The 12,369-nt window shown below is 52.3% G+C and carries 13 protein-coding genes; 8 read left to right on the forward strand and 5 right to left on the reverse strand.

Annotation, left to right across the window (positions count from 1 at the left end; translation table 11 throughout):
* The first annotated feature begins 12 nt into the window (after positions 1-12).
* The 3 genes from ACFO3I_RS12330 to ACFO3I_RS12340 are packed head-to-tail and all read left to right on the forward strand — an operon-like array spanning position 13 to position 3,585.
* Positions 13-1,308, forward strand: coding sequence for a PqiA/YebS family transporter subunit (locus ACFO3I_RS12330; protein ID WP_377334277.1), 1,296 nt, complete (start codon positions 13-15; stop codon positions 1,306-1,308).
* The gene (gene pqiB, locus ACFO3I_RS12335; protein WP_377334278.1) at positions 1,301-3,046 is read left to right on the forward strand and encodes an intermembrane transport protein PqiB; all 1,746 of its coding nucleotides are present in this window, start codon (positions 1,301-1,303) and stop codon (positions 3,044-3,046) included. Before ACFO3I_RS12330 ends, pqiB begins: the two co-directional genes overlap by 8 nt.
* Positions 3,043-3,585 carry a PqiC family protein gene (locus ACFO3I_RS12340; RefSeq protein WP_377334279.1) on the forward strand — a complete coding sequence of 181 codons (543 nt, stop codon included), beginning with the start codon at positions 3,043-3,045 and terminating at the stop codon, positions 3,583-3,585. Before pqiB ends, ACFO3I_RS12340 begins: the two co-directional genes overlap by 4 nt.
* A gap of 72 nt (positions 3,586-3,657) precedes the next feature.
* On the opposite strand, the gene ACFO3I_RS12345 is transcribed toward ACFO3I_RS12340, so the two are convergent.
* Positions 3,658-4,749 carry an anhydro-N-acetylmuramic acid kinase gene (locus ACFO3I_RS12345; protein WP_377334280.1) on the reverse strand — a complete coding sequence of 364 codons (1,092 nt, stop codon included), beginning with the start codon at positions 4,747-4,749 and terminating at the stop codon, positions 3,658-3,660.
* Positions 4,749-6,056 (reverse strand): peptidoglycan DD-metalloendopeptidase family protein, encoded by a 1,308-nt coding sequence (locus ACFO3I_RS12350; RefSeq protein WP_377334281.1) that lies wholly within the window; start codon positions 6,054-6,056, stop codon positions 4,749-4,751. Before ACFO3I_RS12350 ends, ACFO3I_RS12345 begins: the two co-directional genes overlap by 1 nt.
* Before the next feature lie 162 nt (positions 6,057-6,218).
* Between ACFO3I_RS12350 and tyrS the strand changes: the two genes are divergently transcribed.
* Positions 6,219-7,421, forward strand: a complete 1,203-nt coding sequence (gene tyrS, locus ACFO3I_RS12355; RefSeq protein WP_377334282.1) for a tyrosine--tRNA ligase — start codon at positions 6,219-6,221, stop codon at positions 7,419-7,421.
* A gap of 36 nt (positions 7,422-7,457) precedes the next feature.
* Here tyrS and ACFO3I_RS12360 read toward each other — a convergent pair whose 3' ends face one another.
* Positions 7,458-8,003: a MerR family transcriptional regulator gene (locus tag ACFO3I_RS12360; RefSeq protein ID WP_377334283.1), complete on the reverse strand. Its 546-nt coding sequence runs from the start codon at positions 8,001-8,003 to the stop codon at positions 7,458-7,460.
* Between the two features lie 162 nt (positions 8,004-8,165).
* On the opposite strand from ACFO3I_RS12360, the gene ACFO3I_RS12365 reads away from it, so the two are divergent.
* From ACFO3I_RS12365 to ACFO3I_RS12375, 3 genes are all read left to right on the forward strand, one after another.
* Complete coding sequence (locus ACFO3I_RS12365; RefSeq protein WP_377334284.1) at positions 8,166-9,017, forward strand: SPFH domain-containing protein; 852 nt, start codon at positions 8,166-8,168, stop codon at positions 9,015-9,017.
* An 11-nt stretch (positions 9,018-9,028) separates the two neighbouring features.
* Positions 9,029-9,214, forward strand: coding sequence for a type II toxin-antitoxin system antitoxin (locus ACFO3I_RS12370; protein WP_377334285.1), 186 nt, complete (start codon positions 9,029-9,031; stop codon positions 9,212-9,214).
* An 82-nt stretch (positions 9,215-9,296) separates the two neighbouring features.
* The gene (locus ACFO3I_RS12375) at positions 9,297-9,791 is read left to right on the forward strand and encodes an HPP family protein (RefSeq protein WP_377334286.1); all 495 of its coding nucleotides are present in this window, start codon (positions 9,297-9,299) and stop codon (positions 9,789-9,791) included.
* Here ACFO3I_RS12375 and ACFO3I_RS12380 read toward each other — a convergent pair.
* Together ACFO3I_RS12380 and ACFO3I_RS12385 are read right to left on the reverse strand one after the other, a co-directional pair.
* Positions 9,751-10,665: an AEC family transporter gene (locus tag ACFO3I_RS12380; protein WP_377334287.1), complete on the reverse strand. Its 915-nt coding sequence runs from the start codon at positions 10,663-10,665 to the stop codon at positions 9,751-9,753. The two genes, ACFO3I_RS12375 and ACFO3I_RS12380, sit on opposite strands and share 41 nt — an antisense overlap.
* 47 nt (positions 10,666-10,712) lie before the next feature.
* A complete protein-coding gene (locus ACFO3I_RS12385; RefSeq protein WP_377334288.1) occupies positions 10,713-11,057 on the reverse strand; it encodes a GIY-YIG nuclease family protein in 345 nt (114 codons plus the stop codon).
* A 52-nt stretch (positions 11,058-11,109) separates the two neighbouring features.
* On the opposite strand from ACFO3I_RS12385, the gene ACFO3I_RS12390 reads away from it, so the two are divergent.
* The gene (locus ACFO3I_RS12390; RefSeq protein WP_377334289.1) at positions 11,110-12,369 is read left to right on the forward strand and encodes a DEAD/DEAH box helicase; all 1,260 of its coding nucleotides are present in this window, start codon (positions 11,110-11,112) and stop codon (positions 12,367-12,369) included.

Consider the following 12,369-nt stretch of genomic DNA (forward strand, 5'->3'; position numbering starts at 1 on the left):
CAAGGTGTAGTTTTGACGGATAGCCTGGCATTGACCAGTTTGCACAAGGACACTTCACATCAGCCTGCCGATGAGCTGGTGCTCTGCCGTCATTGCGATTTATTGCAGCAATTGCCCCAACTTCAGGTCGGGCAGGAAGCGGCCTGCAGCCGCTGTGGTTATTTGCTGGATATGCGGCAAAAAGACCCGGTGTTACGACCAATCCTCTACGCCTTCAGCGCCTTGCTGATGCTGGTGTTATCCAACTTGTTTCCTTTTATTGGCATGAATGTGGCGGGCAATAGCCACTACATGGACTTTATTGATACCTCCTCTGTGTTGTTTGAAGAGCACCATCAATGGCTGGCGGTGCTGGTCTGGTTGTTTATTCAGGCGGTGCCTGCGCTCTGTATGCTGGCGGTGATTTATCTGAAGCTGGGCATGATCTGGCCATTACGGGGCTTGGTCTGGACTGCCAGAGTGCTCTATGTGTTAAAGCCCTGGAGCATGGTGGATATTTTCCTGATTGGCGTGCTGGTCGCTTTTGTCAAACTGGTGGTGTACGCCGATATTGCGCTCGGCATGAGTTTCTGGGCCTTTTGTTTGTTTTGTTTATTGCACCTGCGCACCTTTCAGGTGATCGACAGGCATGCGCTATGGCAGTCCATTGCGCCTGCGCCGCAACCGGCAGCAATGGCGATGGCAGGGCGTAATGGTATCAGTCTGAACCTGGCCAGCTGCAGTTGTTGCACGGCCATTGTGGCTGTGGAACAAAAATTCTGTGGCCGCTGTGGCACTAAAGTGGTGCTGCGTGAACCCTACAGCTTGCAGAAAACTCTGGCCTGGCTGATTACCGCCACTGTGCTGTATATCCCGGCTAATTTTTTGCCTATTATGGAAACTGTGTCGCTCGGCAGCAGTATTCAGTCGACTATTGTCAGTGGCATTATTTTGATGTGGCGGGATGGCGCTTACCCGGTAGCCATTATTATTTTGCTGGCCAGTGTGGTGATCCCGGTACTGAAAATTGCCATCATGTTCTGGCTCTGTTATCTGGCAGCGCTGCCAGGCCACAAAAGGCAGCTGCTGTCGACCAGGGTGTACCTGGTGGTGGACTGGATTGGCCGCTGGTCTATGGTCGATGTGCTGGTGGTGGCCATTCTGGCGGCCTTAGTCCGATTTGATTTATTAATGGGTGTGTATCCTGGCATGGGTGCATTGGTGTTTGCCTCTGTGGTGATCACCACTATGCTGGCGGCTATGAGTTTTGACCCACGTTTATTGTGGGATCAACGGCAACAAAAATCTGCGGAGGGAGAGGGTGGCTAAAACACAGAACAGGGTGGCAGCGGTTAAAAAAATCCGCCAGTTGTCACCAATCTGGATAGTGCCTTTTATTGCAATCGCTATTGGCATCTGGATGCTGTATTACACCCAGAAAAACCAGGGGCCTGTGATTACGCTGGTCACGCTGAATGCCGAAGGTATTGTGGCGGGTAAAACTCAAATCAAAAGCCGCAGTGTGGATATTGGCCGGGTAGAGTCGGTACAGTTGTCCGAAGATCTGAGCAAAGTACTGGTTAAAGCTCAGCTGGACCCTGGGGTAGAGGGCCTGCTGAATGAAGACTCTCAGTTGTGGGTGGTCAAACCCACCATTGGCCGCGGTGGTGTCAGTGGCCTCAATACCTTGTTATCCGGCGCTTATATCGAACTGCAGCCGGGCCGCAAAACCGATGTACAGAAATACTATTTTGAACTGCTGGACAGCCCGCCCATAGCGCCGGCAGACGCCGCCGGGGTGCGGGTAAAACTGATCAGCGATGACGCCACCGCACTGGCAGTGGGTGACCCTGTGTTGTACCACGGTTACGCGGTGGGGACAGTCGAGAGCAGCGAGTTTGATGCCAAAGCCGGTCATATGCAGTATCAGCTGTTTGTGCGGGCACCCTATGACAGCCTGGTCACCGACAACGTTCGATTCTGGCAGGCCAGTGGTATGGCGCTGGATATGTCGGCGCAGGGCATTCGGGTCGAGCTGGCGTCCATTGCCACCTTACTCAGTGGCGGCGTACATTTTGATGTGCTGGAAGGCTGGCCTGCCGGCGACAAAGTAGCCAGCAACACTGAATTCCAGCTGTTTAAAAGTCAGAAGAGCATTCAGGAGGGGCTGTACACCGAATACCTTGAGTATGTGCTGCTGTTTGATGAATCCATCCGTGGCTTAAGCCCGGGCGCGCCTATTGAATACAAAGGCATTCGTATTGGTACTGTGGCGGCAGCGCCATATTTCTTTCAATTGAAAAACCCGCTCGATGTGGCTTTTAACCAGGGTATTCCTGTGCTGATCCGGCTGGAGTCGGGCCGGCTGGCTGGCGACTTGACATTAAAGCTGCTGGAAAAAGAGCTTGAACAGGCGGTGCAGCAAGGGCTACGAGCTGTGCTGAAAACCGGCAGTTTGCTGACTGGCGCTTTGTATGTTGAACTGGTGCGCACTGAAGCCAAACTGCCGGAGATGCAGAGTGCAGCAACTGAACTGCCCGCCGATGCGGATAATTCACAAGTGGAGATAGCCACAGCAGACAAAGCTGAATTCAGCGAAGCGTCGGCACCTGCCTTTGCGTTACCTAAACTGGCTGGCCACAAACTGCTGCCGACCTCACCCAGTGGCCTGGCCAACATTGAACAGAAGGTTCTGCAGGTGCTGGATAAAGTGAACCAGCTTCCGGTCGAATCTGTGCTCAAGCAAAGTGAGCAGACGCTGGTTCAGAGTGAGCAAATGCTGAAAAATGCTGACGCGCTGATCCGTTCACTGGACCAACTGGTGGGCGATCAGCAGGTCAAAGCCTTGCCTGTCGAAATGCAAAAAACCTTGCTTGAACTGCGCCGCACTATGGCTGGTTTTGCACCAGGCGCGCCGGCGTATGAGAAGCTGAACAGCAATTTACAGGCGATGGATCAATTGTTACGTGATTTGCAGCCAGTAATAAAAACCATGAACAGTCAAAGTAATGCGCTGATTTTTTCGGCCGACCACGCAGATGACCCAGAGCCGGAGGCGTCAAAATGAGCAGAACCATTCTTTTTGCCAGTCTGTTGCTGTTAACTGCTTGCAGCAGCTCAGCACCGCAAATTCAGTATTATTTGTTGCCTGAAGTGCAGCCGGCTTTTTCAAGCTCAGCGCAAAAGCGCCTGGTGCTGGAGCCGGTGCAGGTGGCCAGTTTCCTCAATACCAATGCACTGATTTACCAGCAGTCGGAGGTGGAACTGAACCCAACCCGCTTGCATCAGTGGGCGGAGCCGCTGGACCAACAATTGACCCGCAGTCTGCTGGCAGAGTTGTCCAAACTGAAACCGGATTACCAGCTGGCGACTGAAGCGGTTTCGGCTGCGGACCTGCGCCTGACTGTGCAGGTCAGTCAGTTTCAAATCAGTAGCACCGGCCAGGTACTGCTGAGCGCCCGTATGCATTTACTCAACGGCTCTGAGTTAAGTCAGCACAGTTTTAGCCTGAGTCTGCCACTGGCGGAGGATGGGTATGCGGTGGCTGTGCAAACGCTGGGGCTGGGCTGGCAGGAGATGGCTCGGCAAATCAGCGATAAGTTGTAATTAGTGGTCCGAATAAAAAAGCCGCAATAGCGGCTTTTTTTCTACCTGGAATTGTTCAGCTGAGTGTGCAACTCAATAACTGAATTCGACGCCCAGCACAGTGGCCGCACTGGCGCCTGTGACTTCCGGCAGATTACCAGGCAGCTTCTGATCATAAGCAAAGGCCAGCCAGGCGAATGCCATGGCTTCCACCCAATTGGGGTCAATGCCAAGCGCTTTAGTGCTGTGGATAGTGGCCTGCGGTAGCAGTTGCTTTAAGTCCCGTTTCAGCTGGCTGTTGTAAGCGCCACCACCACAGAGGTAAAGCTGCGCTATGCCCTGTGGCAGACTGGCTGCTATGGTCTCTGCGCTAAAGCGGGTCAGGGTGCGCTGTACATCGGCTGCAGGCAATGTAAACCCCTGCAAGGCGGCCGTAAGCCATGACTGGTTAAAGTGTTCGCGGCCAGTGCTTTTCGGCCCGGTGCGGCTGAAATAGGGGTCTTGCCATAAGGTTTGCAGTAAGCCCTGCTGCAACTGACCTGACGCGGCAAAAGCGCCGTCCTGATCATAAGAGCCAAGGCCTTGCTGTTGATACCACAAGTCCATCAGGCAATTGCCAGGCCCGGTATCGAAACCTGTTACCGGCTGACCTGGTCTTAACAGGGTTGCGTTTGCGATACCGCCAATGTTGATGACGGCCCGCTGTTCTGTCGGGCTGGCAAACACCGCCTGATGAAAGGCAGGCACCAGGGGGGCGCCCTGCCCACCCAGCGCCATGTCTTTTTGTCTGAACTGCGAAATCACCCGGATTTGGCTTTCTACAGCGAGACGGAACATATCGCCTATCTGGTAGGTAAAACTAAAACGTCCGTCTGGCCGGTGCCGGATGGTCTGGCCATGGCAACCTATAGCCTTCACTGCGGCCGGCGTGATTTGTGCTTTGACTAACAACCGGGCTGTGGCTTTGGCATAAGCCGTGGCTAATTCAGCTTCCACCAGACCCAGAGTTTCAATTTCATTTTGGCCAGGCTGACTTAAAGTAAATAGCTGCTGACGTAAGCTGTCTGCAAAGGTGCAGTGCAGCGATTCGATTAGTTGTGGGGCAGGGGACGAGAAGTCAACCAGCACCAGATCGATCCCATCGAGGCTGGTGCCGGACATGATGCCGACGTAGAGCTGCGACATTATTCTGCCGCAGCAGTCACGCTACGTTCGTAGGTATCCAGCTGAGCAATCAGCTGTTGTGCCTGAGCAACGAACGCCAGACGGTCAGAGTTGGACAGTGGTTCCGCCTGAGGCAGTTTCACAGTCCGTGGATTACGGTGCACACCACCAACCACAAACTCATAGTGTAAGTGGGCGCCTGTCACCCGGCCTGTGCCACCAAGACGACCAATCACCTGGCCCTGACGCACGGTTTCGCCTTGTTTGACATCGCGTTTTGATAAGTGCAGGTACTTGGTCACAATGTTGTTTTTGTGCTGCACAAACACATAGTTACCATTCACACCATTGTAGGTGGACGCAATCACTTTACCGTCACCTGCCGCCATAATTGGGGTGCCTACAGCGGCGACATAGTCAACGCCATTGTGCGGGCGAACCTTCTTTAACACCGGGTGGAAACGTTTTGGATTGAAATTGGAGCTGACGTACTGGAAGCTGACTGGCGCACGCAGGAAGGCCTGGCGCATTGCTTTACCGTCCGGCTTATAGTAGCCGCCGTCTTTATGCTTAATGGCCTGATACAAAGTGCCTTCGTTACGGAACTGTGCCGCCAGAATATCGCCATTGCCGACAAACTGACCATCAGCGTATTTGGTTTCAAATAACACGCTGAAGCTGTCACCGGCTTTAATGTCCAGACCAAAGTCGATGTCGTAGCTGAAGATGCTGTTAGCTAAGGTGAGCATTTGCGATTCAGATAAGCCTGCTTCTAAACCGGCATTCCAGAAAGAGCCATTGATCACGCCACTGACAATCTCAGTGCGAACTTCCACTTCTTTCAGCAATTCCTCGGCAAAAAACTTATCTTTGGCGTTGCGCTGCACCCGCAGGGTTTTCAGGTTGCTGACCGGGTAACGGATTTCCTGCAATAAACCCTGGTTATTCAAGCCAAATTCGATTTGTTCGCCAGGGAAAATCCGGGTCAGGGTTTTCACCTCTTTGCCCAGACTCAACACATCCCGCATTACGGTCTGGTCTAAATTGGCTTTTTTGAATACAGACGACAGGTTGTCGCCTTTTTTAACTTCAACGGTTACCCATTCTAAAGAGTTATCTTCCTGCGGCAGAGTACCCAATTGCTGTGCAGCAATTTTCTCTTCCACCATAGGGACTTCAAGACTGTATCTTTTCCCAACTTCCAGCTCAGATGTTTCTGTATTTCTGGAGGCTGAGGCTTGTTCTGACGGGATCAGCAGTAAAACAGCAATAATGCTGCTCACAGCGCCGATTAATAACCGATGTTTGATAGGCAAAGAAGAAAACATGAATAGCGCATCTCTTATTGTTATCAGACAAACCACTAAAAAAATGAAGATACAATGATTTTTTAGCCGATGCTACTGTTTTGTTGGTTTGATCCGAAGAAATGTTCCGTTAGAATGCGGCGTTAGATTTAACAGAACCAAAACTTGAAGTAGGGGTGGACCATGGCTCACTGGGAGCAGGCGCTGGCTGAGATAAAACGCGGCTGCGAAGAGATTTTGCTGGAAGAAGATTTAATTGAGAAGTTAAAGGAAGGAAAGCCTTTAAAAATCAAGGCGGGCTTCGATCCAACAGCACCAGATTTGCATTTGGGCCATACGGTTCTGATTAACAAGTTACGTACCTTTCAGCAGTTAGGCCATGAAGTTATTTTCCTGATTGGCGACTTCACCGGCATGATTGGTGACCCGACCGGCAAAAACGTCACCCGCAAGCCATTGACCCGGGAAGACGTGCTGGCTAATGCGCAGACCTATAAAGATCAGGTATTTAAAATTCTCGATCCGGCCAAGACACGGGTTGCCTTTAACTCCGAGTGGATGGAGCAACTGGGTGCCGCCGGCATGATTAAACTGGCGTCCCGTCAGACGGTTGCCCGGATGCTGGAACGTGACGACTTTAAAAAACGTTACGCCAACAACCAGTCGATTGCGATCCATGAGTTTTTGTACCCACTGGTGCAAGGCTGGGATTCGGTCGCACTGCAGGCCGATGTGGAAATGGGTGGTACTGACCAGCGTTTCAACTTGCTGATGGGCCGCGAGCTGCAGAAAGATGAAGGTCAGCGCCCTCAGACCATTATTATGGTGCCGTTACTGGAAGGTTTGGACGGTGTGCAGAAGATGTCCAAATCACTGGGCAATTACATCGGCATTACCGACACGCCAACCCAAATGTTCGGCAAGGTGATGTCCATCAGCGATGACCTGATGTGGCGTTACTACGATTTACTGAGCTTCCGTCCTTTGGCTGATATTGCGGAATTGAAACAACAAGCCGCTTCTGGTCGTAACCCACGCGATATCAAAATCGAGCTGGCTAAAGAGCTGATTGCCCGTTTCCATGACCAGTCGGCTGCCGATGCGGCAGAGCAGGATTTTATCCAGCGTTTCTCTAAAAATGCCCTGCCGGATGATATTCCAGAGCTGAGCCTGACTTTAGAGAGTAGCAGCATAGTGATTACTAACTTGCTGAAAGAAGCCGGTCTGGTGGAAAGCACCTCGGAAGCGATGCGAATGATCAAACAGGGGGCTGTGAAGCTGGATGGCGAACATAAAGTGGAAGACAGCAAACTGGAGTTCCGCAAAGGGGCCTGTCATATCTTCCAGGTCGGCAAACGCAAATTTGCCAAAGTCACCTTGAACTGAGTTCAACCAATAAAAAAGGGCCTCAGAGGCCCTTTTTTATTGGATTTTCTGCCGGACTTTTTGCAGCAAGGTTTGCTGCAGCCAGCTTCGCAGCACCTTAGGCTCGAACGGGTAAGCCTGAAAAGGTAATTGATAAAGCTTTGCCTGGTCCGGGTCTGAACACAAAACCAGCTGACAGTTGTGCTTCTGCAGCTCCTGGATCAACAAGCCTATATGCATATCCTCAGGCAGTTGGTGCAACAGCATTAATTCGGCTTTGCTATTGCCTGCCATTAACAGTGCTTGCACGGCATTTTCTGGTGCACTGACCTCAACCGGCATTTGCCATTGACTGAGTAACTGTCTGAGATGAACCGCAAAGTCAGGTTCCTGAGACAGGGCAACCAGGTTCAGTAGCGGGATCTCCTGTTGCTTTTGTTGCAGCAGGGACAACAAGGATTGCTGGTCAATACGCCGGTGACCACCTGGGGTTTTCCAGGCATGCAGCAGTCCCTGTTCAACCCAAAGTTGAATGGTTCGGACGGACACACCTAGCACCTGAGCGGCCTGACGGGTGGATAGAAATTGATGATGATCTGACATAATACAACTTCTGACTTGTATGTTTTTATCATATTTATCATTTGCCTCGTTGTCAATCGAAATCTTTATCATATTTATCAAAAAAATAATCGATCAACGCTCTTGCGGTTGGTTGAATTGTGAGCAATATTGATATCAAATTGATGTCACATCGAGGTGAATATGAAAGAAGCTCAAGTGAACAGCCGCAGTGGTTTTGTCATGCTCAGTGCGTTGCTGCTGTTGCAGCTCTTGCTGATCGCGGCAGTTATTTTTGTGATGGGCCCGTTGAAGCTGGTGGCAATACTGCTGGCTGTCGTGGTGTTTATCTGCTGGTTCGGCTTTTATATGGTGCAGCCTAATCAGGCTGCGGTGTTGCAACTGTTTGGTCGTTATGTTGGCTCCGATCATCAGACAGGCTTGCGCTGGGCCAACCCGTTTTACAGCAAACAACGGGTATCGTTGCGGGTACGTAATTTTGAAAGTGGCAAATTAAAAGTGAATGATCATGCCGGTAATCCGGTGGAGATCGCCGCCGTAGTGGTCTGGAAAGTGGTGGATAGTGCTGAAGCTGTGTTTGAAGTGGAAGACTACGAAAACTTCGTCAGCATTCAAAGTGAGGCGGCTCTGCGCTTTCTGGCGTCCAGCTACCCCTATGAAGCACCCGACGAGCACGCCCTTAGCCTGCGCAGCAATGGTCAGGAAATTGTTGAACTGCTGAAGCAGGAAATCCAGGCCCGGCTGGAAAAAGCCGGGGTTGAAGTGTTGGAAGCCCGTATCAGTCATCTGGCTTATGCACCGGAAATTGCCAGCGCTATGTTGCAGCGCCAACAGGCGCGTGCTGTGGTGATGGCCAGACAGCAACTGGTGGAAGGCGCGGTCGGCATGGTGGAACTGGCACTGGCCCGCTTGTCTGAAAAAGAGTTGGTGCAGCTCGACGAAGAGCGTAAGGCGGCGATGGTTAGCAATCTGTTGGTGGTGCTCTGTGGTGATCATCAGGTGCAGCCTGTGGTCAATGCCGGTTCGTTGTATTAAGGGGAACTGGCGTGGCAAAAAAACCTTTTGCGCTGCGAATTGACGAACAGAGCCTGGCTGCGCTGCAGCAATGGGCCGACCAGGAGTTTCGCAGCCTGAATGGTCAGATTGAATACCTGTTGCATGACGCGCTGCGTAAAGCAGGGCGTCTGCCCAAAGTCTCGCCAGCACCAGATCAGGAAACATCAGAAAACTGATCCATCGTTTTCATCTTGCTGAACGTTGCCGCAACTTTTATCATGCCGCCCAAAGTTGGAGCTCAGCCTGTCGGGAAGGTCAATGCAGCATTATAGTCTGGGGTTAAAAGCCATTATCGCAGGTGTCGGAGCTACCGCAGCTATAGCTGCTTTATCGATGTTACAACAATGGCAACATATTTTGTTAATGGCCCCTTTTGGGGCTACAGCCGTGATTCTGTTCGCCTTACCTGACAGTCCTCTGGCTCGGCCCCTGAATGTGATTGGCGGCCATTTTTTGGCCACTCTGGTCGCATTGGTGCTGCTGCATCAGTTTGGTCAAAGTACCTTGGTGACTGCATTGGCGGTAGGGATCTCTATTGGCTTGATGGTGTTGCTGCACATCACTCATCCTCCGGCCGGAGCAACAGCATTGCTGGTGATGCTGACGACTCCCGACTGGTGGTTTTTATTGAACCCTGTACTAACCGGCTCAACCGTGATGGTTGTCACGGCCTGGTGTTACCATCACAGCCATCAATTAAGCCACGGCTGGTTTAAACGCCGCCGAGCAGCGCAGACCACAAAGGCAGAGTAATAAAACTCAGCACCAATCCCAGTCCAACCAGTGCCGACACAAAACGCGGTGCCAAGCCTGCAGCAATAGCAATGGCACCCGCAGACACCATGGGTGGCATAGCTGCTTCGAAGACGGTGACTTGCAGGATTTGCTGCTCCACATGAAATGCCAGCAGAATTAGCCAGGCACACAATGGCATGCCCAATAGCTTGACTGCCACCGCAAAGGCCAGCGGACCTTTTTCTCCCGGCTCCAGTTGCAACCTGAACTGAAAACCTACCGCAATCATAATCACAGGAACCAGCGTGGCGGACAGGCTGCTTAACAAGGTGTCGATAAAAGCCGGGTAAGGGTAAGCCCAGTTTTTCAGCAAAAGTGCTGTGGCCAACGCAATAAAAGACGGGAACAGCAGAATGCGTTTACTGATGCTGCCAACAGTGGGTTTGTCCGCATTCGGATTGTATAGAGCGGCAATAATGGTTGACCAGGTCGCGAGGGCGACAAAAGAACCGGCCTGATCGTAAATCATCGCGACCGGCAGAGCTGAAGAGCCAAAAAAGGCTTCGACCATCGGGAAGCCCAAAAATGAGGTATTGCCCAGCGGCAACACCACCAGCAGGGCCGCTGTGGTCTGGCGTTGCCAACCCCAGACGCGACCGGCCAACACCACCGCCACCGCCACCAGCAGCAATAGTGCCCAAGGGATGAAAGCCGGCAGCAGCAACTGACTGGAAAATTGCAGCTGAGGGATTTTCTGCAACACCAGAGCCGGCAGCGCGATATAAAGCACAAACTGGTTCAGGACTAAACCTGTATTGGCTGGAAACTGCGGCAGGCGACGCAGGAAATACCCCAGCAACAGATAGACCAGGACTAACGCAAAATTTTCCATAACGGCTCCGGGGCTGGTGCTAAAGGCGGCACCAGAACAGGCTTAGTTTAACCTGCTGGTTGTGATGCTTCGATACGACTTTCGCCGCACAACTGATTGAGCTGGTCCAGCGGCAATGGCTGATGCAGGCACAGCTGCAGTTTTCGTTCTTTGCTCCAGCTTTTCACCAAAGCTTCGGCTTTACTGGCGCTGCTTTTGTCAGCAAAGGCCAGGCTGAAAGCCAGTTCAAATGGACCTTTGCCGCGCAGTGCTTTGGCACCCCCAGCCAATTCACCATTGTGCTGGCGCAAACGGCGAGCGGGTTCGGTGCTGATGCCGGTATACAGCATCCCTGTCGGACTTTTCACCAGATATAAGTACCAGACGACGGACTTGCTTTTGCTAAGCTGCATGGAAGGAATTAGACTAGCGGCCTTTTTTGCCGCCTACTTTAAAGGATCTCCGATGTCATTTGCCAGCTTTGCTTTGGACCCACGCCTGCAAGACAGGTTGCTGCAACTGGGTTATCAGCAGCCAACAGCAGTGCAGCAGCAGTGTATTCCGCTGGTGTTGCAGGGCAAAGACGTCTTGGCGGCAGCGCAGACAGGCACCGGCAAAACCGCGGCCTTTGTACTGCCTTTGTTGCAGCTGTTGCTCAATCAGGCGAATGCGGTGAGCTTTCTGCAGGCCAGAGCCTTAATCCTGACCCCCACCCGGGAGCTGGCGCAGCAGGTGTTTGAGTCGGTGCAAAGCTATGGTCAGAGCCTGATGCTGAAAACCGCAGTGTTTTATGGCGGCGTCTCGATTCGTCCTCAATACGATGCAGCGGCCCGCGGCCTGGATATTCTGGTGGCGACTCCTGGCCGCTTGTTGGATCACCTGCACCAGGGCACTGTCAGTCTGGATGAATTGCAGTACCTGGTGTTGGATGAGGCTGACCGGATGTTGGATATGGGGTTTTTGCCGGATATCCAGCGCATTCTCCAGCGCCTGCCAGCCAACCGGCAAACCTTGTTTTTTTCTGCCACTTTCTCCAAACCGGTTAAGGCATTGGCCACGACTTTATTAAACCAGCCTGAGCATATAGAAGTGGCCAGAGCCAACAGTACTGCCGACAAAGTTGACCAGCTGGTGTACCAGGTGGACTCACAGCGTAAGCGGGAGTTGTTGTCGTACCTGATTGGCTCCAGGCAATGGACTCAGGTGCTGGTGTTCTGTCGCACCCGGGATGGTGCAGAGAAGCTGTGTAAGCAACTGAGGCTGGATGGCATAGAAGCCGGCGCTATTCACGGCGACAAAAGCCAGGGCGCCCGTCTGAAAGCCTTAACAGATTTTAAAGCGAACAAACTGAATGTACTGGTGGCGACCGACGTAGCGGCCCGGGGCCTGGATATTGAACAGTTACCTGTAGTGGTCAATTACGATTTGCCCCAGGATGCCGAAGATTATGTGCACCGTATTGGTCGTACCGGCAGGGCGGGGCTGTGCGGTCTTGCATTGACACTGCTGACTAAAGACGATCTGCCGATGCTGCGCAGTATCGAAAAGCTGACCCGACAGGTATTGCAGCCTGAAGTATTGCCGGGTTATGAACACGACCCCAGTCTGAATCATCGCAGCAGTCAGGCAGAATCTGCCGTTTCCACCAAAAAAGCGCCAAGCCGTAACCGCCAACTGTCGAAAGAAAAAGCTAAATTGCGGGCTCAGGCGCTTGGTAAGAAGTAG

The sequence above is a fragment of the Rheinheimera marina genome (genome assembly GCF_042654345.1).
GTDB classification, from domain to species: domain Bacteria; phylum Pseudomonadota; class Gammaproteobacteria; order Enterobacterales; family Alteromonadaceae; genus Pararheinheimera; species Pararheinheimera marina.